General features: G+C 55.3%; 22 protein-coding genes. 20 read left to right on the top strand and 2 right to left on the bottom strand.

The window, feature by feature from the left end:
- Window positions 1–55: 55 nt before the first annotated feature.
- The 13 genes from H7U36_RS11350 to H7U36_RS11290 all read left to right on the top strand — a co-directional run bounded on the left by H7U36_RS11350 (window position 56) and on the right by H7U36_RS11290 (window position 15,834).
- A complete protein-coding gene (locus H7U36_RS11350) occupies window positions 56–748 on the top strand; it encodes an ABC transporter ATP-binding protein (RefSeq protein WP_033126659.1) in 693 nt (230 codons plus the stop codon).
- Complete coding sequence (locus H7U36_RS11345) at window positions 738–3,293, top strand: ABC transporter permease (RefSeq protein WP_205156177.1); 2,556 nt, start codon at window positions 738–740, stop codon at window positions 3,291–3,293. Before H7U36_RS11350 ends, H7U36_RS11345 begins: the two co-directional genes overlap by 11 nt.
- Window positions 3,294–3,377: 84 nt before the next feature.
- On the top strand, window positions 3,378–3,980 hold the full coding sequence (locus H7U36_RS11340; protein ID WP_191493698.1) for a hypothetical protein: 603 nt from the start codon (window positions 3,378–3,380) through the stop codon (window positions 3,978–3,980).
- A 110-nt stretch (window positions 3,981–4,090) separates the two neighbouring features.
- Window positions 4,091–4,894 carry a MerR family transcriptional regulator gene (locus tag H7U36_RS11335; protein WP_205156176.1) on the top strand — a complete coding sequence of 268 codons (804 nt, stop codon included), beginning with the start codon at window positions 4,091–4,093 and terminating at the stop codon, window positions 4,892–4,894.
- A gap of 224 nt (window positions 4,895–5,118) precedes the next feature.
- Window positions 5,119–5,352: a hypothetical protein gene (locus H7U36_RS11330; RefSeq protein ID WP_205156175.1), complete on the top strand. Its 234-nt coding sequence runs from the start codon at window positions 5,119–5,121 to the stop codon at window positions 5,350–5,352.
- 88 nt (window positions 5,353–5,440) lie between these two features.
- The gene (locus H7U36_RS11325) at window positions 5,441–7,141 is read left to right on the top strand and encodes an SWIM zinc finger family protein (protein WP_052084105.1); all 1,701 of its coding nucleotides are present in this window, start codon (window positions 5,441–5,443) and stop codon (window positions 7,139–7,141) included.
- Between the two features lie 9 nt (window positions 7,142–7,150).
- On the top strand, window positions 7,151–8,197 hold the full coding sequence (locus H7U36_RS15230; RefSeq protein ID WP_242842867.1) for an RQC-minor-1 family DNA-binding protein: 1,047 nt from the start codon (window positions 7,151–7,153) through the stop codon (window positions 8,195–8,197).
- 72 nt (window positions 8,198–8,269) lie between these two features.
- A complete protein-coding gene (locus H7U36_RS11315) occupies window positions 8,270–10,954 on the top strand; it encodes a DEAD/DEAH box helicase (RefSeq protein ID WP_330637119.1) in 2,685 nt (894 codons plus the stop codon).
- Window positions 10,938–13,070 (top strand): ATP-dependent helicase, encoded by a 2,133-nt coding sequence (locus H7U36_RS11310; protein ID WP_205156173.1) that lies wholly within the window; start codon window positions 10,938–10,940, stop codon window positions 13,068–13,070. Before H7U36_RS11315 ends, H7U36_RS11310 begins: the two co-directional genes overlap by 17 nt.
- A 41-nt stretch (window positions 13,071–13,111) precedes the next feature.
- Complete coding sequence (locus tag H7U36_RS11305; RefSeq protein WP_033126653.1) at window positions 13,112–13,834, top strand: AlkZ-related protein; 723 nt, start codon at window positions 13,112–13,114, stop codon at window positions 13,832–13,834.
- Window positions 13,835–13,872: 38 nt separating this feature from the next.
- A complete protein-coding gene (locus tag H7U36_RS11300) occupies window positions 13,873–14,724 on the top strand; it encodes a Cof-type HAD-IIB family hydrolase (protein WP_033126670.1) in 852 nt (283 codons plus the stop codon).
- Window positions 14,725–14,726: 2 nt separating this feature from the next.
- Entirely contained in the window at window positions 14,727–15,464 is a 738-nt protein-coding gene (yaaA, locus tag H7U36_RS11295; protein ID WP_243425751.1) for a peroxide stress protein YaaA, read from the top strand.
- Window positions 15,465–15,468: 4 nt separating this feature from the next.
- The gene (locus H7U36_RS11290) at window positions 15,469–15,834 is read left to right on the top strand and encodes an MGMT family protein (RefSeq protein WP_033126651.1); all 366 of its coding nucleotides are present in this window, start codon (window positions 15,469–15,471) and stop codon (window positions 15,832–15,834) included.
- On the opposite strand, the gene H7U36_RS11285 is transcribed toward H7U36_RS11290, so the two are convergent.
- Window positions 15,831–16,733 (bottom strand): DegV family protein, encoded by a 903-nt coding sequence (locus H7U36_RS11285; protein ID WP_205156172.1) that lies wholly within the window; start codon window positions 16,731–16,733, stop codon window positions 15,831–15,833. The two genes, H7U36_RS11290 and H7U36_RS11285, sit on opposite strands and share 4 nt — an antisense overlap.
- A 63-nt stretch (window positions 16,734–16,796) precedes the next feature.
- Complete coding sequence (locus H7U36_RS11280) at window positions 16,797–17,744, bottom strand: L-lactate dehydrogenase (RefSeq protein ID WP_138304246.1); 948 nt, start codon at window positions 17,742–17,744, stop codon at window positions 16,797–16,799.
- A gap of 378 nt (window positions 17,745–18,122) precedes the next feature.
- On the opposite strand from H7U36_RS11280, the gene H7U36_RS11275 reads away from it, so the two are divergent.
- The 7 genes from H7U36_RS11275 to H7U36_RS11245 all read left to right on the top strand — a co-directional run bounded on the left by H7U36_RS11275 (window position 18,123) and on the right by H7U36_RS11245 (window position 24,922).
- Window positions 18,123–21,209: a SpaA isopeptide-forming pilin-related protein gene (locus H7U36_RS11275; RefSeq protein WP_205156171.1), complete on the top strand. Its 3,087-nt coding sequence runs from the start codon at window positions 18,123–18,125 to the stop codon at window positions 21,207–21,209.
- A gap of 4 nt (window positions 21,210–21,213) precedes the next feature.
- A complete protein-coding gene (locus H7U36_RS11270; RefSeq protein ID WP_033126648.1) occupies window positions 21,214–21,429 on the top strand; it encodes a hypothetical protein in 216 nt (71 codons plus the stop codon).
- Between the two features lie 5 nt (window positions 21,430–21,434).
- The gene (locus H7U36_RS11265; RefSeq protein ID WP_033126647.1) at window positions 21,435–21,974 is read left to right on the top strand and encodes a prolyl-tRNA synthetase associated domain-containing protein; all 540 of its coding nucleotides are present in this window, start codon (window positions 21,435–21,437) and stop codon (window positions 21,972–21,974) included.
- 85 nt (window positions 21,975–22,059) lie between these two features.
- A complete protein-coding gene (locus H7U36_RS11260) occupies window positions 22,060–22,233 on the top strand; it encodes a hypothetical protein (protein WP_156111854.1) in 174 nt (57 codons plus the stop codon).
- Between the two features lie 74 nt (window positions 22,234–22,307).
- Window positions 22,308–22,937 (top strand): sugar O-acetyltransferase, encoded by a 630-nt coding sequence (locus H7U36_RS11255; protein ID WP_330635918.1) that lies wholly within the window; start codon window positions 22,308–22,310, stop codon window positions 22,935–22,937.
- A 247-nt stretch (window positions 22,938–23,184) separates the two neighbouring features.
- A complete protein-coding gene (locus H7U36_RS11250; protein ID WP_033126667.1) occupies window positions 23,185–23,880 on the top strand; it encodes a response regulator transcription factor in 696 nt (231 codons plus the stop codon).
- The gene (locus tag H7U36_RS11245; protein ID WP_052084103.1) at window positions 23,867–24,922 is read left to right on the top strand and encodes a sensor histidine kinase; all 1,056 of its coding nucleotides are present in this window, start codon (window positions 23,867–23,869) and stop codon (window positions 24,920–24,922) included. The genes H7U36_RS11250 and H7U36_RS11245 overlap by 14 nt, the downstream gene beginning before the upstream one ends.
- The last annotated feature ends 19 nt before the right edge of the window (window positions 24,923–24,941 follow it).

Genomic DNA, 24,941 nt, shown 5'->3' with positions numbered 1-24,941 from the left:
CAATAAAGCCATGGCCAGAGGGATCTATGGCCGGACGAGAAAAGGAGGCGTAAAAGTGGATAACTGGATCGTAAAGACGAAAAATTTAAAGAAATACTATCAGCTTGGAAAGAACACGGTGAAGGCCCTGGACGGAGTGGACTTTGCCGCGGCAGAGCGGGAGTTTGTGGCCATTATCGGAAAATCCGGAAGCGGCAAGAGCACTCTTCTGCACATGATCGGAGGGCTGGATGAGCCCACCTCCGGGGAGGTGTACGTGGACGGCCGGAGGCTTGCGGGCATGAGCCGGGAGCAGCTTGCCGTCTTCCGGCGCAGGAAGGTGGGTTTTGTCTTCCAGAGCTACAACCTGGTGCCGGACCTGAACGTGTATGAGAACATTGTCCTGCCCATCGAGCTGGACGGGCGCAGGATCGACCGGGCGTTTGTGGATGAGATCCTGTCCCTTCTGGCACTGGAGGAAAAGCGGGAGGCCCTGCCCGGCACCCTGTCCGGGGGACAGCAGCAGCGGGTGGCCATTGCCCGGGCCATCGCCAGCAAGCCCGCCATCATTTTGGCAGACGAGCCAACAGGCAACCTGGACACGGCCACCAGCCACGACGTGATGGGGCTTTTGAAGGTGGCGGCGAAACAGTTTCAGCAGACTATCATCCTCATCACCCACGACAGCGACATCGCCCAGATGGCGGACCGCATCGTGCACATCGAGGACGGACGGATCGTGAAGGCAGGTGATACCTATGCTGGCTAACAACAATCAGGGAGTCATCCGCCGGATGGCGAGACGGTCTCTTGCAAGCAGCCGGCGCAGGACCGTCATCATGGGCCTGGCCGTGGCCCTGTCGGCCTTTATGCTCTTTTCTGTGTTCACTGTGGGGATCACCTGGTTCCACATGTACCATCTCCAGAATATCCGCCTGGCAGGCGGGGACTTTGACGCGGTCATGTACGGCATGACAGAGGAGCAGAGGGAGAAATGTGAGGAAAATCCGGACATCGACAGGATCGGCATTGCCGCCGTGGCCGGCTCCGTCCTCTCCACGGATTACGACAATACTGTCAATGTGGGCTGCATCTGGGCGGACGATGTGTACTGGAACGATATCATGGCGCCTGCCAGGACCCAGGTGAAGGGTTCCTATCCTCAGGAGGAAAACGAGGTCATGCTGACGCAAGGGGCGCTTGAGACCTGCGGCTTTGAGGACATGGGGCTGGGCATAGGCGACACCTTCCGGGCCCTCTGGCAGGACGGACAGGGCAACCAGATGGAGAGGGAGTTTAAAATCTCCGGCATCTGGGAGGGCTACGGGTCGCAGAACGAGTTCTACGTGTCCAAGGCCTTCTATGACCAGTGCGGCTACCAGCTCTCGGAGGTGGCTTCCGGACGCTATTTCATGACCTTTCACAGGAATTTCTGGACCCAGGAGGAGCAGACGGCCTTCATCGACAGCATGGACCTGGAGAAGCAGCAGAATATCTTCTTCTCTGTGGAGGCGGGGTACTCCATCCCCATTGTCCTGGGGCTTGCGGGCATCGCCCTTGTCACCTGCCTGTGCGCCTGTCTTCTGATTTACAACATCCTGTATCTGTCTGTGGCAGGGAATGTCCGGTACTACGGACTCCTCCAGACTATCGGCATGACAGGGCGGCAGATCCGCGCTCTGATGGGACGCCAGAGCGTCCTTGTGGGCGGTGTCGGCATAGCGGCGGGGCTGCTTTTGGGGACAGGGGTGTCCTTCTTCCTCATCCCCTCCATCGTCCGGTTTCTCGGGGTGAGGGCGAAGGAGGCGGGGCCCATAGAGATCAGCTTCCACCCGGCAGTCTTCCTCCTGACTATCCTCCTGACCGGCGCTACGGTCTGGATCGGCAGCCGCAAGCCGGTGAAGCTGGCGGTCTGTGTCTCCCCTATCGAGGCGGCGGGCTACCGGCCGGTGTACGGCGGGAAGAGCGTGCGAAAAACCGGGAAAGGCGGCCTTCTGTGGCGGCTGGCGCTGCAGCAGCTCACAAAGGACAAACGAAAGACAGCGGTTATCATTTTGTCTCTGGCGGCCGGCTTTTCCGTGTTCCTGTGCCTGGTCACTATGATACAGAGCCAGGGTCCCCGGACCTACGTCTCCAATTTCATGGACCAGGACATGGAGATTGAAAATGAGACCATGGCCAGGGCGGACAACCGGCAGTGGAAGGACATCCTGGGCGGGGACTTCCTGGAGCGGCTGTCAGACACAGAAGGGGTGGCCCGGGTAAACCCGGTGCTGGCGGCCCAGATCACCGTGCCCTGGGAGCCGGATTTTGCAGACATGTGGATGCGCGAGTTCTATGACATGTGGATGTATATCCCCTATGAGGATGACCTGCAGGAGTATAAGGAACACCCGGAAAACTTTGGGTCCTTCCTGGTGGGCATCACGGAGTCGGATCTTGACTATCTGACGGACTTTGTGGACGCGGAGATTGACAGAGAGGATTTCCTGGCGGGCAAGACCTGCGTCCTGTACCGGAACAGCCTGGAACTCACCGATGCGGACGTGATGGGAAAGACGGTGACATGCGGGGAATACCCGGTGGAGGGCCTTGCCGGGGAGGCGGACGCCGTCCTGAACGAGGAGGCCCTTGGAAACACCTGCAGCTTTGAGATCGCAGGCCTGACGGATGAGAGCTATTTTACCGGCCCCATGCTGGGCTGCCCGCCCGTGGTCATTGTGAGCGAGCAGGCGGTGCGGGAGTTTACAGACAGGTACTACGTGTCCAAGGCGGCGGTGCAGTACAAGGAGAGCTACGACGAAGAGACGGAGAGCGCGGTCCTCTCCCTTATGGATGCGAGCCCGGACGCAAAGGACTTTTCCTATACGTCCAGGATCCGCGAGGCGGAAACTGTCAAGAGCGCCCAGGGGAACATGATGGAGGTGGGCATCGGCGTGGCGGCCGTCCTGGCCTTTATAGGCATCCTCAACTATATCAACACGGTGATCGGCAATATCCAGAGCCGGAAGAGAGAGCTGGCGGCCCTGGAAAGCATCGGCATGACGGACCGGCAGATGAGGCGGATGCTGGTCATGGAAGGGCTTCTGGTGGCGGCAGGCTCCCTCCTTCTCGTGGGAACCCTGGGGCTTGGAGTCACCTACGTGATCTATCAGTCCATGAATTATATGGGAGCAGATTTCTATGTGCCCCTCTGGCCCGTGGCCGGCATGGCCGTCTTTGCGGTCTTTATCTGTGTGCTGGTGCCCCTGGCCTGCGGCCGGGCCCTGATGCGGGGCGGAAGCATCGTGGAGCGGATCCGGGCTGTGGAGTAAATAGGGGCGTGGAGTCGAGCAGGCTGTGGGCCTCGGGCTGGGGCGTGGAGAGAAGGCCGGGCAGGAGAGAAAGGAGTACGGAATATGAGGATTTGGATGGAAGAACAGGCGGGGGAGAGGGACCATTTTGCGGCAAAGATCACGCTGGCTTTTGCGGGGCTGGTGGCTGCCGTCATCGCTCTGCCCTGCGGGATTGTCGTACTGGCCCTGATATTGGACTGGCCGGTGGCGGAGGTGTCAATGGCAGCCTGCCTGATCGGAGTGGCGCTGGCGCTGTTTTTCGCAAGGCAGATCGGGAGGAAGGTCCATCAGTACTGCACGGTCTTCTGCCAGGACGATGAGGGAAGGCTCTTTGCGGTGGATATCCGGAAATTTGTGGGATATCAGAGAGGCCTGCCCGGGTTTATCCAGATGCTCTTTCAGATGCAGAAGGCAAAGACCAAGATGAAGAAAGATCACATCCTGGAGCGGTATCTGCGCCAGAGACCCAGCCTTACAGGAGTGGAGACCCAGATCTTATCTGTGGAGAGGATGCAGCCTGCGGGAGACGGCCTGCGTGTGAGATGCCTAGTGGAATACCCCAATAAAAAGCAGGGGAAGAGGAGCTACCTGCTGGTGAGCGGGTACGAGAACGAGGGGGAGCTGGTGGCTGCCTTTGAGAGGCGGCTTCGGGGAGCCGTGATGTGATCTGTTAAAAATAAAAGAAAATTCCCAAAAAGGGGTTGACCCTCCTCCTGGGGCAGGGCCTACACTGGTATCAGATCCGGATCACAGACTGCAGAAAGGGGAAGAGGAACATGCTTCAGAGTGGTGAATTTTCAAGAATATGCCAGGTGAGCGTAAAGACGCTGCACCACTATGACAGGATCGGGCTCCTGGCGCCTGCCAGGGTGGACGTCCTGACAGGGTACCGCTACTACGAGCCGGAGCAGATCGACGTCATGAATTACATCCAGCGCCTGAAGCGCTACGGATTTTCGCTGGAGGAGATACAGAAGCTGCTCACCCTTTCAGAGGACAGAGAGATTTTGACCATGCTGCGGCAGCAGAAAGAAAAGATCAAGTGGGAGCAGCAGGAGAGGGCCCTCATCCTGAACGAGCTCCAGACACATATTTCTGTATTTGAAAGGACAGGTGACATGATGACATACCAGAAAGGCTACAGGATCGAAGTGAAGGAATCGCCGGCCATGAACGTGCTGACAAACCGGGCCATGATGAGCGTGGATGAATTCGGGAAGTACTACAGCCCCCTCTTTGAGCGGGTGCCAAAGGAGCGGGTGACCCCCACCGGAATAAACGGGTCCAGGTACTACGACAAGGAGTTTGACCGGGAGTCCTCGGATATTGAGCTCTTTATCGGAATAAAAGAGAAGGACAAGGCGGATGAGGTGATGGAGCCCTGCCTGTGCGCCATGACGCTCCACAGGGGCAGCTACTCCACCCTCTCGGAGGCCTACGGGGCGGTGGTCTCCTGGATCATGGAGAACGGCTATGAGATGGCGGGGGAGCCCTTTGAGCTCTATCTCAGGACCCAGTTTGACACACTTTCCCCGGAGGACTGGGAGACGGAGGTGTATTTTCCGGTGAGGAGGAAATAAAGGGAGAGAAATAATCATAGCGTTAAGACTTACAATCAAAGAAGGCTGGAGGGACAATTAAGTCCGGTTTATGGGACTCACTTTCTGTTATGATATGGGTGGATAACAGGAAGTGAGTTTCTTGTTAATTAAATTTAATAATGGTACAATGATCATACTAATTTTGTTTGCGTGTTTAACAGTGATTAAACACTATATTCTGGATAAAGAGATAAGGAGAGTAAATGTTTGAAAAGGCACAAAATGAAAAAAGCAAGGTAACATATGATTTTACAAATTTGTGGTCAACACAATTTTTCGGATTTTATCAATTTAAAAATTTTTTGGAATTTGCATCGGATAAGAGTGTACAAATCGATTATCTGAAAAGTAGAGATGTGATATGGGGGAATGAAAATGGGGAAGGCCATTTGTATGATATGAAAATTCCGATTTGGAATTCTATTATGAAGCTATAGAGAATTTACTGACAGTACTGGCAACAGCGCTAAAAAAAGTTGATATATATGTTAAAGATGAAGGGCAAATATTAAATGGAGAACACCAATGAAAAACTGGCAGGAATATTTTCTTCCCCGCATCCTGGAGCGGGGCTGGAACTATTATAAGGACGGTGCGGTACAGTCTTTCACCACAACGCCTACAGGCTATAGGGCCACTGTGTCGGGAACAGAGGACTATGAGGTGGAGATTGAGTTGGATGGGGATGAGATTGCAGAAATGTACTGTGACTGCCCCTATGCGGACGACGGCAATTACTGCAAGCATATGGCGGCAGTGCTCTACGCGGTGGAGGAGGAAGATGTAGAAGTCTTCGCCTCCGGAAACCGCGGCAAGAGTGCCCAGGCTGATAAAGTAAAGAAAAGCAAAAATAAAAAAGAGGATCAGATACAGGAAATCGTAGCGTCTATTCCTGAGGAGGAGCTTCGGGGTATTGTCATATCCCTGGCGCGTCAGGATACATCTTTTTGCAATACTCTCCTGACAAAATACGGACCCAGGGATCCGATGATGCTTGTGCGTCTGGAAAAAGAGGTGGATGAGATCGGATGGCGACACTCTGACCAGAGCGGCTTTGTGGACTATGAGGAAGCCTATGATTATGCATGTGAATTACAGGATGTCCTATACGAGCACGTGCCTGAGCTGATCGGGAGAAATTGTCTGAAGGAGGCATTTGAACTGACCAACCATGTCTTCCACGAAATTGGGACCAGGGATATGGACGATTCTGATGGTGGGACGATGGAGGTGGCAGGCGCGTGCTATGAGATGTGGCGCCGGATATTGGATGCGTCAGATGAGAGGGAAGAGGAAGAAATGATCCGGTGGTTTCAGGAGCATCGGAAATGGTATGTCCTGGACTACCTGCAGGATGTCATGGAAGAGTTCATGATAAGTGAGTTTGGCAATGAGGAGTTGCTCCACGAACAGCTGCGGGATCTGGATGGACAGATCAGGGAGCTGGAGCAGAGCGTGGACAAGGACTGGTATGCCGGATATCAGTGTGAGGAGGCAGTCCTGCGCCGGATCAGCATTATGGAGCGTCTGGGATATTCCAGGCAGGACATACGGACGTACAGAGACCAGTACCGACAATTCTCCGGGATACGCATGCAGGAAGTCAGAGAGTACCAGCAGGATAGAGACTATGATAAGGCTGCGGAGGTGCTGAGAGAGAGCAAAGAGCTGGATAAGGACAAGTGCGGCCTGGTGTCAGATTACAGTCAGAAGCTGATCGACATCTATGAAAGGACGGGAGATCAGGTTTCTTACAGGAAGGAGCTCCTCTGGAATATATTTCACTGTGGACAGAGCGACCTGGAACGTCTTATGAGACTAAAAAAAATATGTACTGAACAGGAATGGAACGGATACCGGGAGAAATATCTGGAGCAGTCGGGAAGAGAGCCTGTGAAGTTTATGCTGCTGGAGCATGAGAAACTATACGGGCGGCTTCTGGCGGAAATAGAGAGGGAAGGATGGATCAGTCGGCTTGACCAGTATGAAAAAGTGCTGAAGGAGCATTTCCCGGAGAGAGTAAGGGATATGTATATCCGCTATGTGCAGAGTCAGGCGGAAAGGACATCCTACAGGAAAATGTATAAGGAGCTTGTGGTATATTTAAAGAAGATAAAGAGATATCCTGACGGAGAGAAGATGGCCCGGAAGATTGCAGACGAATGGAAACAAAAGTACCGGCGAAGATCCGCCATGATGGACGAGCTTGGACGGGCTGGATTTTAGGAGGTCTTTATGGGAAGAAGACGGCAGAGAGTCGGGGTATCCCTGGACTCGGGAGATGTTGTAAAATTGAGGGACGAGGAGATACGGGCCATTCTGCGGGCGGCGGATGAGCTGATCGGTGTGGGAGGACGAAGCATGCTGGTGAAAATATTGAAGGGCTCCAAAGATAAGAAAATCCTGGAGCATCACCTGGATGAGTGTCCTGTATACGGATATTACCGCAGCCTGACGATGGAAGAAATATCCAGAAGAGTGGACTGGACTCTGGAGGAGGACTATCTGCGGATTGAGTACAGCGGAAGGCTTCCCATGCTTGTTTTTTCCGAAAAAGGATGGGGGATTGAGGAGAAGACGTTTGCGGAAGAGATTTACGCAGAATTTTGCCGTGCCCTGAGCGAGGGGGAACAGTCTGTCATCACCAGGATGAAGGATATTAACCGGCAGGTGGTGTTTGATGTGCTGGAAATGATCCGAAACAGCGGGAAAAGAGAGTTTATCCCTCTGCTGGAAGCTTGGAAGAAGGTTGAAGTGCGCAAGGTTCGGGAGAGGATAGAGAGTGTTCAGAAATCGCTGGGCAGCCCTGCATATGAGCCGACCGTTTCGTTTGTGAAGGCGGGGAAGACCAGCGCCAGGGAAATTTCGGAACTGGTGCAGAAGACAGTGCGGACAGTTTACCCCAAATATTATCCGCAGGCAGTGGCAGATTTTTTCGCTATGTTTCACAGCAAGGACAGGATTTCGCAGGATATACTGGAGGGGAAGGTGTGGGTGCTGCGATTGGACGGGCGCATCATCGGAACCGGGAGCCTGGAGGAGGAGCACGTTACAAGAGTGTATGTGCTGCCTGAGTTCCAGGGAAAGGGATATGGCGCCTGGATCATGGGGGAACTGGAAAAGGAAATCCGCAAGCACCATGACAGGGCAGTGCTGGATGCCTCTCTCCCGGCCTGCTGCTTTTACGAGAAGCTCGGGTATAAGACGGTCTCCCATCAGAGCATGTCTGTTTTCGACGGGGCGGTGCTTGTATACGAGATTATGGAAAAAAGGCTGCATTGAGGATTGTATCCGGCACCACAATATGTTATGATACATAGACAAACACATGTTCGAAAAAAGGAAGTGGCTACAGTGCGAGAGCAGACGAGCGAAGACCTGACAATCTACACAAAGACCGTTCCGGCGCGGACAGGAGAGTATGCGGACTTTCCCAGCGCTCTCCTGCCGGAAATAAGGGCCTATCTGGAAGGGCAGGGGATTTCCAGGCTCTACACCCACCAGGCGGAGATGTTCGAGAAGGCAGCCGCAGGGAAAAACGTGGTCATCACCACATCCACGGCCAGCGGCAAGACGCTGAGCTTTCTGCTGCCTGTGCTGCAGGCTGCCCTTACAGACCCTCTGACGAGAGCTGTTTTTGTCTACCCCACAAAGGCTCTGGCCAGCGACCAGTACCGGGCGCTGCAGCCGGTGCTGGAATATTTCGGGGAGGGCCGTATCTCGGCGGGGGTGTACGATGGGGATACTCTGCCTGCTGAGAGGAGCAGGATCCGGAAGAATGCCAACATTATCCTTACAAACCCGGAGATGCTGAACGCGGCCTTTCTTCCCAATCACAGTAAATATGGATTTGACTTTATCTTTGCAAATCTGAAATACGTGGTGATCGACGAGCTCCACAGCTACCGGGGCGCCTTTGGGGCCCACCTTGCCAATATTTTCCGGAGGATGAAGAGAGTTTGCGGGTACTACCGGTCTGCTCCTCAGTTCCTCTGCAGCTCGGCCACGATCGCCAATCCGGTGGAGCTGGCGGAGAAGATATGCGGGGCACCCTTTGGGCTGATCGAGAGGGACGGATCTCCGGCGCCGGAGAAGGAGTACCGGATCCTGCAGCCGCCCGTGATCAAGGGCAGAAATGACAAGGCCTACGGCCGGTACTCCGCCTCTTCTATGGCGGCGGAGCTGATCCCGCGGCTTGCCAAGGAGGAGCACCATTTCATCGCCTTTGGGAAGAGCCGGAGAAATGTGGAGGTCATTTTAAAGGAGGCCAGGGACAGGCTGGACGGAGCTGGATTTCTGTCCAGGGCGGACAGCTCCCGGATCGCCGGATACAGAGGGGGCTACACCCCACAGGAGAGGCGAAAGATCGAGGGAAAGATGGCTGCCGGTGAGCTGTTGGGCCTCGTGTCCACCAACGCTCTGGAGCTGGGGATCGACATCGGGAAGCTGGACTCCACGGTGATCGTGGGCTACCCGGGGACGAGAGCCTCCTTCTGGCAGCAGACCGGGCGGGCCGGGAGAAACGGGGAGAAGTGCGTCAACTATCTGATCCTGGAAAATCAGCCCTTTGATCAGTATATTGCCATCGACCCGGACTGGCTCTTTGCCGGCGGCAGCGAAAATGCCATTGTGGATCCGGACAACCTGCTGATCCAGCTCTCCCACATACGGGCGGCAGCGGCGGAGCTCCCCCTGTCGCTGGACGACGCGGCTCTTTTTCCGGATCTGGGGGAGGTGATCCCGGTGCTCCTTGGAGCAGAGGAAGTGAGGACACTGGCGGGGAGATTTGCCTGGTCAGGCCCTGCCTTCCCGGCAGGAGATTACAGTCTGAGAAACATGGACAAGACAAGGTACAAGCTGCTCCTCCGGTCAGGGGAAGATGGGGACATGCGGGAGATCACAGAGATGGATGAGTCCCAGGCCTACCATGAGCTTCACCCGGGGGCGGTCTACATGCACGATGGGGAGCTCTACGAGGTGCTGAAGCTGGATCTTGTACGCCGGACCGCGGAGGCAGTGCCCTTTGAGGGCAACTACTACACTGTGCCTTCGGGAACCCAGGAGACCAGAATCCTTCAGGTGTTCCAGCAGGAGGAGTTTGAGCGGAGCCATATCTGCTTCGGGGACATCAATGTGAACGAGGTAATCTCCATGTACAAAAAGCTCCAGTTCCACAACCATCAGAACCTGGGCTATGTCTCTCTGACCGTTCCCCTGCAGAAGGACTATGACACGGAGAGCACCTGGATCAGGATTCCGGAAAATGTGGTTCAGACCTACCGGAGCCTTCTGGCCCCCACCAGGACGGGAGAGCTGGCGCTGAATAACCACTTCGAAGGACTGGCTTACGCTATTAAAAATGCAGCTATGATGGTGACCATGACAGAGCGGGACGATATAGATGTTATCGTCTCCAACAACGCACTTATCCCAAACGGCAGCAGGGAAGAGGAGGTCTCTCTCTTTATTTACGACAAATATGAGGGCGGGCTGGGCTATTCCGAGAAGATCTATGACCTGATCCCCCAGATCGTGGACGCGGCTATCCGGATGGTAGGAGGATGTGCCTGCGAGGACGGCTGCCCCGCCTGTGTGGGGGATTATAGCCTGAATAAAAAGATGGTCCTGTGGGGCCTGGAAAACCTGAGAGAACAGACAGAGCCCCCGGCCTTTCACGGCAAACAGATGGAGGCGGAGGTGCCTGCTATAGAGAAGGAATTTTCCTTTTTCAGGCTGGCGGATCAGTGGCCTGCTTTCTGTGACCGGGTAGTGAGAAGCGGGGAGAGCGGAGGTGCCTTCCTGGGAATGATCCGGAAAGTGGAGGTGGAGGGGCACTGCCTGACTCTGACTCTTGGAAGCCGCTTTTACGAGACCTGGCTGGAGGATCCGGACAACCGGCGGGGCCTGGAGAATACCCTGCGATACTATGCGGTCTGTCCGGCGGACATGCAGGTGCGCTTCCGGGTGGAGGAGGACGCAGAGCGGGTGGAAAAGACAAAGGGAAAGCTGAGGCGCAGATACGATGACAGACTTTCATAACACATATCGGCTGAATACCTATCAGATGGAGGCGGTGTTGGATGAGAGTCCCGCCTGTATGGTCAACGCCAATGTGGGGAGCGGGAAGACTACGGTGCTCATTGAGAAGATCCTCCACCTGCACTTTGAGAAGCAGGTGCCCCTTAAGGACATGGTGGTGCTGACCTTTACCAACAAAGCCGCAGATGAGATCCTGCAGCGGCTTGCCCAGCGGGAGCCCTCTGTCACAAAAGAAGAGACAGCCTGCTTTGGGACGTTTCACAGTGTGGCGCTGTATCTGCTGAAAAACTGCCTTCCCACAGAGGAGGCGGGGTGGACCAGGGAGTTCTCGGTGATGGATCCGGATGAGGAGGCGGAGCTTGCCCTGGCCATCGCGGCGGAGCGGGGCTTGAAGATCAAGTATAAAAACAGACTGAAAAAGCGTCTGGAGCAGGAGTACGCTTCCTGGCTGAAGGGGAGAAATTCCAGGTATAAGGACGAGCTTTTTCTGCTGTTCCCTCTGCTGGAGGAGGAAAAGAAAAGACAGAACAAGATGACCTTTTCCGACCTGATCCGGGTGAGCACAGCCCTTCTGAATAAAGAGAACAGGTGCCCGGAGTGGATCATTGTGGACGAGGTGCAGGACAGCGACTCCCTCCAGATGGATTTTCTGGAGGCGCTGGGGACAGACATTGCCGGAGAGCGCCGGTCCCGGCTTTTTGCCGTGGGCGACCCCAACCAGGTGATCTACAGCTGGCGGGGGACAACGGAAAATATGTTTTTTCTTCTCAAGCACAGATTCCAGGCAAAGGAGCTCTCCCTCCCTGTGAATTACCGGTCCAACGCCTCGATCCTGGAGGCGGCGAACCGTTTTCTCCAGTTCGGAGGGAAGATTGAGGGAAGCCGGGGCGGGGGTGAAAAGATCACGGTCCGCAACCACTACGATCCATTCCAGGAGGCGGAATATCTGGCTGACCGGATAGAGAGTCTCCACAGGGACGGGCTGGCCTACAGAGAGATAGCTGTCTTTTACCGGCTGCAGCGACAGTCGGAGGTTCTGGAGAAGGTCTTTCAGAAGGCAGGTATCCCCTGCAGTCTCTCACTGAAAAAGACACTGGGGGATGTGCCAGTACTGGACTACCTGGTGAAGATCCTTAAATTCTCTGTCAATCCCGCTGACCGCCAGACGGGACTGCAGGTGCTGACGAACCGGAAATATGGAGAGAAAGCCACTCCGAAGAGAGCAGCCTCCATCCTGGAAAAGGGAGAGGGAGGCGCCCTGCCTCTCCTTGACAGAATGACCGGGTTCCAGGAGGCAGCGGTGGAAAAGGATAAAGATAAGGATGGAATTTCAGCCCAGTGGCTGTTCGATTACTTTGACCTTTGTACCCGACTGCACCCTACCTCGGCTGACTATGAAAAGGATGCCAAGGAAGCCGAGAAGCTGCTGGAGCATCTGTGCCGGTTCTGCCGGGAGCAGGACGGCTCCTTTCTGGAAAACCTGCGCCGTTTCCTGGACAGCTCCATGCTCTATGGACTGGAGTTCCTGAAGGGGAGCGAGCAGGAGGACGATGGCGTCCGGCTGATGACGCTCCACGCCTCCAAAGGGCTGGAGTTTGATACAGTGTTTCTGATTGGCGTGAACCCGGGGCTGATCCCTCTGCGGTGTCAGAGCTATGAGCAGGAGGAAGAGGAGAGGCGGCTCTTCTTTGTGGGCATTACAAGAGCCAGGAACCATCTGGAGCTGTCCTACTACACAAATCCCGGAGAGCCAGGAGTGCTGGAGGGATACAGCTCCTATTTGCGGATGATCCCGGAGCATCTACTGGACTGGAGCGAGGCTCGGAGTCAGAAGGAAAAGAAAGCTGATCTGCAGGAGCTCCGAAGAGAGGTGGCGGCGCAGATGCGGAAAAGCCGCGCAGAGCGGAAGACAGACCTTAACCCTGGCTCCAGACCGATGGAGTCCTGTGTGGGAGATGCACATCCGGCGGAGGAAGAGGTCCGCAGAGCCCGACATCGGAAGTATGGAGAAGGAACCATTGTGGGGGAGGATGAGATGATGGTCGAGGTGGAGTTTGAGGGCTACGGGCGCAAGAAGTTCCTGAAGGCTTTGGGGGAAGTGGAAGAGATAGGGTGAAAGGCTGTTGATACAGCTGTGATATAGAGGAGATGATGACCATGGCAGTTGAAAATGGAGAGTGGATCCTACACGGCACGGCCTGGGACAGCCCGGAGCGGATCCGTTCCTGGAGGGAGCTGATAGACTATGTGGACAGGGTTGGCTTTCTTCCCCTGTTTCAAAATGAGGTGAAGGGGTTTTCCGTGGAGGAGAAGACCTCGCCCCTCTTTTGGTGGACCGGGGATCCGGAGCAGGATCCCTGGGAGTGGCGTGCCATCGTTGCCAGAAGCGGGAGAGTGGCGTACGGGAAATTTTTCAACAAAAAGGCCGGTTTTATTTCCCTGGAGTGGTTTCCCTGGTTTGCCAACTACAGGCGGGACGGCTACGACTTCGACGCCAGGTGGGAGGACGGCCTGGCCGGATACCGGAGCAAGAAGATCATGGATCTCTTTGAGGCGAGGGAGGAGTATGCCTCCCACGAGCTGAAGAAGGAGGCAGGCTTTGGCAAAGGCGGGGAGAAGAATTTCAGCGGCATTGTGACGGAGCTGCAGATGCAGACCTACCTGGTGACAAAGGACTTCCGCCAGAAGAGGAACCGCAAGGGACAGGCCTACGGGATGGCGGCCTCCGTCTATGCCGCTCCAGAGGCGTTGTGGGGGTATGAGCTGGTGTCATCCGCCTACAGGGAAGCGCCGGAGAAATCCTTCCAGAGGATACTGGATCATGTGAGAGAGCTGTACCCTGAGACAGATGAAAAGCAGTTGCGGAAGGTGTGCGGATGACAAGTGCAATATACAGACAGAACAAAGGAGAGCAGACTATGAAGATCACAAGCATTGCCCTGGATCTGGATGGGACTACGCTGAACAGCCGGGGCATACTGAGCGAGAGAACAAGGCGGGCCATTGCGGAGGCGCTGGAGAGAGGAATCTGTGTCATCCCGGCCAGCGGACGCTCCTTTGATTCCCTGCCGGAGGAGATTCTGAGCATCTCCGGGATACGATATGCTATCACCTCCAACGGGACAGCTGTGGTGGAGGTTCATACGGGAGAGTACCTGCGGAAATTCTCGCTGACAGAGGAGTCTGTGGAGAAGATCCTTTGGCTCATGGACGGCAGGGATGTAGTCTTTGAGGCTTTTATAGATGGAAAGCCCTATGCCCAGAAGGAGTATGTGGAAGACCCGGTGCGGTATGGAGCCATGCCCGCAGCCATCGGCTATATCCAGAGAACCCGGGAGCCGGTGGCGGGTATGGAGGCCTTTATCCGGGCGCATGCGGCAGAAGGGAAGCTGGACTGTCTGGACGTGGTGGTGAAGGGGGAGGAGAAAAAGCGCAGTCTGTGGTGCCTCCTGGAGCGGGAGGTGACGGATATCTATGTGACTTCCTCAGTCCCCCAGCTTCTGGAGATCTCCTACAGGGATGCGGGCAAGGAGTCTGCTCTTAAGTTTCTGCTGCGGTATCTGGGGCTGGAGCAGACGGAGTCGGCAGCCTTTGGAGACGGGGACAACGACAGGGGGATGCTGGCGTTTGCGGGGATTGGCATTGCGGTCTCCAACGGATCTCAGGGCTGCCTGCAGGCGGCGGACTACATCGCAGGCTCCAATGATGAGGACGGAGTGGCCAGGTTCATTGAATGGCTTTTGGCCATGCAGAAGGAGGAACAGCTGTGAAAATGATTATCTCACCCGCAAAGAAAATGAAAAGTGAGCCGGATCTGTATCCCTGCAGCGGGCTGCCAGCCTTTTTGGGCAGGACCCGGGAGCTGGCGCAGTGGATGAAAAAGCTGACCTGCCAGGAGGCAAAGGAGCTGTGGAAATGCAATGACGCCATTGCCCGGGAAAATTATCAGCGCTTTCAGACTATGGAGCTGGAGAAGAACTTGACGCCGGCCATCCTCTCCTACGAGGGGATCCAGTACCAGTATATGGCTCCGTCCGTATTCGAGGGAAAGGAAATTCAGTATATCCAGGAGCACCTGTACATACTCTCGGGATTTTACGGTGTCCTGCGGCCTCTGGACGGAGTCACGCCCTACCGCCTGGAAATGCAGGCAAAGGCGGCGGTGGCCGGGACAAGGAACCTCTATGAGTTCTGGGGAGATGCAATCTGCCGGGCGGTGACGGCAGGGGATGGGACTATCCTCAATCTGGCCTCCAAAGAGTATTCTAAATGTGTAGAAAAGTATCTGGGGCCGGGGGATCGGTTTGTGACCTGTGTGTTCGGGGAGCTGGTTGATGGAAAGGTGCGCCAGAAGGGGACTCTGGCCAAGATGGCCCGGGGAGAGATGGTGCGCTATCTGGCGCAGACAGGGGGGCGGGAGCCCGAGGATGCCCGTGGATTTGACCGCCTGGGATACCGGTTCAGGGAAGAGCTTTCCGGACCGGCGGAATATGTATTCATAAAGGAGTAAAAAAGTGGATTTTTATCAGAGAGCCGGCATTGTGTGCAGGTGTATTCCCAGGGGGAAGGTGGCCTCCTACGGGCAGATTGCTCTTCTTAGCGGAAAGCCGAAGAACGCCCGACAGGTGGGGTACGCTCTGAACAGGGGAAAGCTGGGGGAGGATGTACCGGCCCACAGGGTGGTCAATGGAAGAGGGCTGCTCAGCGGAGCAGCGGCCTTTGAGACATTTGACATGCAGAAAAACCTTCTGGAGGGAGAAGGGGTGGAGGTTTTTGGAACCAGGGATGGATGGCAGGTGGACATGAAGCGGTTTGGATGGAGGCATACCCTGAAGGATGCGGAAGAATTCCGCACCCTGTTCCGGAAAATGGGTATTTAGAGCCTGCTTTTCTGGATCACGCCGAAGCCGACGGAGTAGGGACCTGCGTGGACGCCGATTGTGGCGCCGATCTGGCAGAGAGGCAGGTCGGGTGTCTGGCCAAATTCCGAAAGAAGCCGGGATTTTGTCAGATCCCGAAAGCTCTCTGCCTCCTCCCGGTCATATCCGTAGCCGGCCAGGATGCGACAGTCTGAGGGGGCCAGGCTGTTGTCTTTCAGGTAGGAGACAAGGAGATCCACCACGCCTTCTATGGATCTGCGCCTGCCCCGGCGGATGCCGGAGGAGTGGATTTCCCCGTCCTGCAGTGTGATCAGAGGCTTGATCTGTAGGAGAGTTCCCGCTATGCCGGTCATCCTGCCGATGCGTCCGCCGTGCTGTATGTAGTCCAGACTGCCTACCGTGAAAAGGATGCGGGCGGTACTGCGCAGGCCTGACAGAAGGTCGGCGGCCTCTTCCAGTGTGTACCCTGCGTCCCGCAGACGACAGGCCTCCAGCACGTAGGCGCTCTGCATCAGGGTGGCGCAAAGAGAGTCCTGGACGATGACCGGGATGTCCGGGTATTCATTTTCCAGCATCCGCTTTGCAATCTGGGCAGACTGCATGGAGGAGCTCAGTTTGGTGGAAATGCAGATACACAGGATGGGCCGACCCATCCTGGCGCAGTCTGCAAAGGCCTGATAGAAGTCTTCAGGAGAAGGGGCCGCGGTTTTGGGGAAATGTCCGGGCTCGTCCACCATTTTCTGATAGAAATCCTTCAGTTCGATCTCTACGCCCTCCCTTTTGTAGGCCTGTCCATCGAAAGAGACGAGAAAATGGACGATGTGAATGTGGTTTTTTGCGGCTTCCTCTGCGGGCAGGTCGCAGGAGCCGTCGCTGACGATTGCAAATTTCGTATCCATAGAAATCCCCCTTTACTGTTATTGATTATCCTGCCCTTATCATAGCATAAATTCGGGGAAATGTCAGATGATGCCTTCGTAGCTGCGGCAAAGAGTGTCGCAGGAGGCGTTCAGCTTGTCCTGCTCCTCCTCTGTCAGGGACAGGGGCAGGATCCCCTGGATGCCGGTCTGGCCGATGATGGCGGGCATGCCGGTAAATACATCCCTTTGCCCATAGAGGCCGTCAGCCTTGACAGAAACAGTGAGGACGCTGTGCTCATCCCCCAGGACTGCCTTTGTGATCCTGGCCAGAGCCATGCCGATGCCGTAGTAGGTGGCCTTTTTTGCCTCGATGATCTTGTAGGCGGCGGTGCGAACTTCCTCCTCAATCTGCATGAGGCGGGCGGGGGAGATGTGGTATTTTGTCTCTCTGGCCAGCTCCAGGATGGGCTTGGTTGCCAGCAGGGCCTGGCTCCAGGGGACAAACTCGCTGTCCCCGTGCTCGCCAATCACGTAGGCGTGAATGTTGCGGGGATCCACCTTCAGATAGTCGCCGAGAAGGTAGCGGAGCCGGGCGGTATCCAGAGCGGTGCCGCTACCGAATACTTTTTGGGAGGGAAAGCCTGAGAGGTCGCAGGTGATCCTTGTCATAATGTCCACCGGGTTTGTGGCTACAAGAAAGATGCCCTGGAAGCCGGAGGCCGTGACGGGCTCCACGATAGAGCGGAAGACGGCTGCGTTCCTCTTCAGGAGGTTCAGCCTGGACTCTCCGTTTTGCTGGGCTACCCCTGCGCAGATGACCACCAGATCCGCGTCGCGGCAGTCCTGGTACTCCCCGGCGTAGATCTGCATATTGGAGCCGGCAAATGCCAGGCCGTGATTGAGGTCCATGGCCTCCCCCTCGGCCCGCTCCCGGTTCACGTCGATGAGAACCAGCTCGTCGCAGACGGACTGGTTCAGGAGGCAGTAGGCATAGCTCATCCCCACCATGCCGGTGCCTACAATGACAACTTTTCTCTTTTCTGCTTTCATTTGCTCTGTCTCCTTTCAGTTTTTATGTATTTATATATGTTCTAAATGCGAGAGAAGCTCCGGCCTGTTTTAGCTTTTCCTGGCAGGCGGTCTTTTATACGGCGTATAAAAATATTGATAAATGTATTTTTCTCTTGCATTTTTCGAAAGGCTATGTTAACTTTGTACATATAGAAAAGCAGTTCTGCTATTCTTATTTATCACTATATTCTATTTACTTAATCAGGCGTTTCGCCGGACAATTACCAGAACATTTACAGGTTCAGCCGAGACGGGAGGTGATCTGCAAGCAAACTTTGTTTTTAGACGACAGGTATTTTACAGAAAAAACGGAGGTAAACATAATTGAAAAGATTTGTATGTATTCTTTGTTGTGCTTTGTTTTTGTTTGCAGCCCTTCTGGGCAGCTCTGCGCTGCAGTCCCGGGCGGAGGAGGACAGCCCGGAGACAGATCCGGGAGGCGGCAGTGAGATCAGCTGGACGCTGGGGCGAGACAGCGAAAGAGTGGAGACGGACCGGCTCGGTGTGACGGAGGGAGGCATTATGCCCAGGTCAGCGGTCGGCTCTCTTTGCACCATCTCCTACGGCGGCAGCCACAGCTACGGGAGCTGGTTTACGAGGGAATTTTACGTGGCGGCTGAGACAGGAAACTATACGGGGTACTGTGTGCAGCCTATGAGCCCGCCACCCTCGGGGACATACCAGGTGTCCCGACTTGACAACGATGTGATGAAGGCGCTCCTGATGATGGCACCGGGCTATCCCTATTATGAGGCATATGGGAAAATTATTTATAATGAGGCTGACAACAATACCTATGCCTACGCTCACGCGGCGCTGAGCTACGCCTACGAGGGAAGCCTTACCGGCCTGAGCGCCAGCATGCAGGCAGGTGTGACAAACATGGTCCACTATGCCACTGCCGCCGTGCAGGGGTCCTGGGCGCCGGAGATCCACGAAAATCTGGACCGGTATCAGGTGTACATTGCCTACAATGATCAGCAGGACATTGTCTGGCTGGAGGAGCAGCCAAAGGGAAATGTGCAGCTCCAGAAGGTGTCCGCACAGACCGACATAACGGAGGGAAACTTCTGCTACAGCCTGGAGGGGGCTGTGTACGGCGTGTATACAGACGCAGGCTGCACGGCCCAGGCAGGGGAGCTGGTGACAGACGCGTCCGGAAAGAGTGGGCTTCTGTCCGTCAACGCGGGAACCTACTATGTAAAAGAAAAGACACCGCCCAGAGGCTACGCCCTGGATGGGACCGTGTACAGGGTGGACGTCCAGGCAGGACAGACAGCCCAGGTGAGCGCAAAGGACATTCCCCAGAAAAATCCGGTGGAGGTGTTGCTGAAGAAATATGACGGAGAGCTGGATTTCCAGGAGGAGGGAAATGCGCCTCAGGGGGCGGCCTCTCTGGCGGGAGCGGAATTTACCTTCCGGTTTTACACGGGAGACTATGACAGCCTGGAAAAGCTGGAGGGAGTGAGCCCTGCCAGGACCTGGGTATTCCGAAGCGACGACAGGGGATTTGTGTCCACACAGGAGGAGTATTTTGTGGAGGGAGATCCGGTGTGGCGGGATGGAAACGGCGGATTTTTCCTCCCTCTTGGTACAGTGACGATACAGGAGACAAAAGCTCCACAGGGATATAATCTGAACAGTGAGACGCAGCTTGTGCGCGTTACGCCGGAGGGAACCGGTGAGCAGGTGCAGACATACCAGACGCCGGCCTTTGAGGAGGATGTGATTCGGGGAGACCTGGAGCTCATCAAGGTGTACCAAAATGAGGAGGAAAAGGAGGATGTGCTGGAGGGCATCGAGGGAGTGGAATTTACGCTCACTTCCAGGACAACAGGGCAGGAGGTCCTGCGGATTGTGACAGACCGCGAGGGGAAGGCCACCACCAGGAGCGAGGACTATCCAAGGGGCAGACTGGTGTATGATACCTACCTGGTGACAGAGACCAAAACGCCGGAAGGGTACAATCCCGTCAAGCCCTTTGAGGTGGAGATCTCGGAAGAAAATGTGACGGTCAGCGGCATATACCGGCAGGACACGCTCATCACCAGTCCCATCCAGGTGTTGAAGGTGGATGCCTCCACGGGTAAGACGATCCCCGCCGCGGGGACGGAATTCCAGCTGTTGGACGCAGACCGGAATGTGGTGACTATGACATCGCACTATCCGGAATATCAGGTGTACGAGACCTTTGTCACAGACGAGGAAGGGCGTTTTACATTCCCGGAAAAGCTGAAATACGGGACTTATTATCTGCGTGAAGTGAAGGCGCCCAAGGGGTACCTCCTGAACGGGGAGGAGCTTGCCTTCACCGTGGAGGAGGACAAGGACTGGGGAAGTCCTCTGACCGTGCGGTTTGCCGATGAGAACGCCATGGGAAGGATCAGCATCGACAAGTATGAGGAGGGGAAGGAAGAGTACCTAGCGGGAACAGAGTTTGAGATACAGGCAGCGGAGGACATCGTGACGCCTGACGGGACGGTTCGCCTGAAAAAGGGGGAGCTGGCCGGGACCCTAACGACGGGGAATGAGACAGCTGTGTCCGAGGAGTTGTTCCTCGGGAAATATACGGTCAGGGAGACAAGGCAGGTTCCCGGATTTGCTCTTCCGGAGAAAGCGTTCCAGGTGGAGCTGAAATATAAGGATCAGACGACCCCTGTGGTGGAGGAGCATCTCACTGTCTATAATGAGCCGACTTCTCTTGTGCTCCTGAAATATGAAAAGGGCTCGGAGGAGAAGACAGCCCTGGCAGGAGTCAGGTTTAAGGTGTGGCTGAAGCAGGATGAGGCTGTGGAAGAGGAGGCAGTCATGGGAGAGGACACAGTCACGGAAGAGGATGCGGTGGACCCCGGATACACGCTGGAGGAGATCTATGAGACAGATGAAGAGGGAAGGATTGAAATCCCTTATCTTCTCCCGGACAGCACCTACTGTATACAGGAGGCGGAAACTCTGCCGGGCTACATTCCCGACGGGACAGTCCATGAGGTCTATGTGGACGCCCAAGGACGGATAGAAGGCGGGGCTGTCTGTGTGATGAAATTTGAAAACGATTATACGAAGTTGCGCGTCTCCAAGCTGGACGGGGGAAACCGCCAGTATCTGCCCGGGGCCGGGCTGAAGCTGGAGAGAGTTCTGGAGAGCGGAGAAAGGGAGCTGGTGGAGAGCTGGACTTCCGGTAAAGAGGAAAAGAAATTTGACAGACTGGAGCCCGGGGAGTACGTGCTGACAGAGGAGCAGGCGCCGGAGGGCTATGAGAAGGCAGAGCCTGTAAGCTTCACTCTTAAGGAGACGGGAGAAGAACAGAAGGTGGAGATGCTGGATCAGCTACTGGTGAAGGCTCCAAGGACAGGAGATATCTCTTATATTCCATGGCTTGGAGCGGCGCTGGCCGGATCCCTTGCCCTGATGCTGTGGGCGCTGCGTATAAGGAAAAGGAAGTGACAGGATGGATTACTGTGTGATCTGCGGAAGGATTGTCCCGGAGGGGACCCATGTGTGCGTGAACTGCAGGTATGCTGTGCTGGGCACTTCGATAGATACTGCAGGCGAAACGGGCGTTGTCATGGAAGATAAATGCGGATATAATAAGGGAAGGGATAGGGGAAGACCCGTTCCGGAGCCATCAAAAGGAACCATACCAGGATACAGGACGAAGGAGTGAGAGCAATGCGGATATATGAGGGCCGCCCGGCCCAGGCGGTGGGCAGACTGGAAAAGGAGATGAAGGTCTACGATCTTCTGGACGAACTGGGGATACCCTATGTCCGGACCGACCACGAGGCTGTGATGACTATTGAGGCCTGCAGGGAGGTGGACGAGGCGCTGCACATAGAGATCTGCAAGAACCTGTTCCTGTGCAACCGGCAGAAGACAAACTACTATCTTCTCGTCATGCCGGGCGGGAAAAATCTGCAGGCAAAGGAGCTTTCGCCCCAGATTCCCTCATCCAGGCTTTCCTTTGCGTCCGGGGAGGATATGGAGAAATATCTGAATGTGACGCCTGGGTCCGCCACTATCATGGGGCTGATCTTTGATCCGGAAAACAAGGTACAGCTCCTGATAGATGAGGAGGTGCTGGGAGAGGAGTATTTTGCCTGCCATCCCTGCGTCAACACGTCCAGCATCCGGCTGAAGACAGAGGATGTGCTGGGAAAATTTCTGAAGGCAGTGCATCACGACTATATACCCGTAAAGCTGAGCAGATAAAAAGGACTCCAGGCAGATGGTATATATTTTCCTCTTCTGGTATAGACTGTAAAAAACAGGACTTGCCGGAAAGGGGACATGCAGGATGGAGGAGACATACCGCCAGGCCGCAGAGGACGAAGAGCTGATGGAAAAATGTGTGCTGTGCGGGCGTATGGTTCCGGTGCGCAGAGACAGTCATATTGCAGGCAGGAGATACTATGTGGAGGGGGCGGGCCAGCTCTGTGCCAGATGCTTTTACGAGGTGTATCACAATTAGCTTGCTTTTTATCCGCAGAGGGTGTAACGTTAACCGTGACTGAACATGCATGAAGGATAAGGAGGAGGCAGGCAATGGCTGAAAAACCGACACAGAAAATGTCACAGAGAGAGCGGATGCTGGCGGGACTTTTGTACAACGCAGCAGATCGGGAGCTCTGTGAGGCCCGCATCCGGGCAAAGCATCTGACATACCTTTACAATACATGTGATCCTGCGGACATGGAGAAGCGGGCCGCTATCATGAAGGAGATTATCGGTGAGCAGGCGGAGCACACGTGGATCGAGGCGCCCTTTTACTGTGACTATGGGACGAACATAGAGTTTGGAGATAACTTTTATTCGAATGTGCACTTTACCGTGTTGGACTGTGCGAAGGTGACCTTTGGGCATGATGTGATGATAGGCCCCAACGTGGATATCTACACAGCCGGGCATCCGGTGCACCCCGAGACCCGCTGTACAGAGTGGGAGTACGCCATGGAGGTGAAGATCGGAGACCGGGTGTGGATCGGCGGCAGAAGCGTGATCAATCCCGGAGTGACCATTGGGAATGACTGCGTCATCGCATCCGGCAGCGTGGTCACAAAGGACGTGCCGGACGGCGTGATCGTAGGAGGAAACCCGGCAAAGGTGATCCGCTGTATCACGGAGGAGGACAAAAAGTATTATTTCAAGAAGCTTCCCTACGACAGGGGGCTATAGACAAAAAAGCTGTGCGATGAGATTGCCCGGTGGGCGGAGGACGACTTCCGCTCCATGAACGGGCAGATCGAGTATCTCCTGACAGAGTGCGTGAAGCACAGAAAGGGGAAAAAGGATTTATAAAATCTTAAGATTTTGCAAGGAAAACATTAAAGTCTTCCTGCTATCATGAAGGTACCATTTCTTACAGGAGGTGGTACCTTTCCCATTTGTTTTATTTATGGGAGGGCAGGAAGGAGAGAAACAGATGAACGAGAGGATTTTAGTGGCAGACGACGAACCGGATATCGCGGATCTCGTCTGCCTTTATCTTCAGAACGAAAACTATGAGACAAGAGTGTGCTATTCCGGCCAGGAGGCGCTGGAGGAAATACGCCGGGAGAAGCCGGACCTTGCCATCCTGGACATCATGATGCCGGGGGTGAGCGGCCTTACGGTCTGCCGGGAGATACGAAAAAAAGACACCTATCCGGTTATTTTCCTGACGGCAAAAGGGGAGGAGATCGACAAGATCAACGGCCTGGCTCTGGGGGCGGACGACTACATCACAAAGCCCTTCCGCCCTCTGGAGATGGTGGCCCGGGTGAAGGCCCAGCTGCGGCGCTGCAAGAAGTACAACTGTCCCGGCCAGGAGGAGGATCTGCTTGTGCGGGGAGGCCTCACCTTGAATGTGAGAACCCATCAGTGCACCCTTGGGGGAAAGGACCTAAAGCTGACTCCCACAGAGTTTTCCGTACTGGAGATCCTGTGCCGGAAGAGAGGCAGCGTGGTCAGCTCCGAGGAGCTGTTCCACGCCATATGGAAGGACGAGTACTACAGTCGGAAAAATAACACTATCACCGTGCATATTCGGCATCTGCGGGAGAAGATGGGGGACTCCATCGACCATCCGAGATACATTAAGACAGTCTGGGGGTGTGGTTACAAAATTGAAGAACAGTAAAAAGTACTGGAAGGCAGCGGGCGGGGTCCTGGCAGCTCTGCTGGCGCTCTATTTTCTGTTTGATTTTGTGGATTATGTCTGCAACGGCGTGTTTGTAGAGTGGTTTACGAGGAATTTTGTCACCTCGGTGCCGGCCTGGTATGATCCCCAGACAGGGAACACGGTTATGAGAGATGAGATTTTCTGGCCTTCCCTGAAAAATTTTATCTTCTGGAGCATGGCCGTGGTGGCGGCCGCTGTCATCCTCCTTGTCTTTGTTTTTACAGAGAGAAATACGGCAAAAATCCGGCAGGAGGCCAGGGAGAGTATGGACAGCATGAAGGAAGAGCAGAAGAGGCAGGCCCAGGTCATCGAGGACGAGATGCGGCGAAAGGATGATCTGATCGCTTACCTGGCCCACGACCTGAAGACGCCCCTCACCTCAGTCATCGGATATCTGAGCCTTCTTGACGAGGCGCCGGACATGCCGGGAGAGCAGCGGGGAAAATACCTGCACACGGCCCTCTCCAAGGCGGAGCGTCTGGAGGGGCTGATCAATGAATTTTTTGACATCACCCGGTACAATCTCCAGAAAATGCCTCTGGAAAAACGGCGGGTCAATCTGTGCGCCCTCCTTGTGCAGGTGACAGAGGAGCTCTACCCTGCCCTTGAAAAGCACGGAAACGAAGTGGAAAATGAGGTGGATGAGGAGGAGTATATTTACGCTGACCCGGAGAAGATGGCCCGGGTCTTTAACAATCTGCTGAAGAACGGGGCGGCTTACAGCGACCGGGATACCCCCATTAAGATATGGACCCAGCGAACAGGGGAGGAGATCGCTATTATTTTTGAAAATACAGGGGTCACCATACCCGGGGAAAAGCTGGAGATGATCTTTGACAAATTCTTCCGCCTGGACGATGCACGGGGTGCCCAGACAGGGGGATCCGGCCTGGGGCTTGCCATTGCGAAGGAGATCGTCAGCCAGCACGGCGGCAGCATCGCCGCCTACAGTGAGGAGAGGATTACCAGGTTCGAGGTGCGCCTGCCGGCCTGGTGTTAGGCGCAGCTGCCGGGCAAAT

The sequence above is a fragment of the Faecalicatena fissicatena genome (assembly GCF_016900595.1).
Taxonomy (GTDB): domain Bacteria; phylum Bacillota; class Clostridia; order Lachnospirales; family Lachnospiraceae; genus Claveliimonas; species Claveliimonas intestinigallinarum.
The sequence above is the reverse complement of the archived record's forward strand: the minus strand, read 5'-3'. Positions and strand labels throughout refer to the sequence as shown.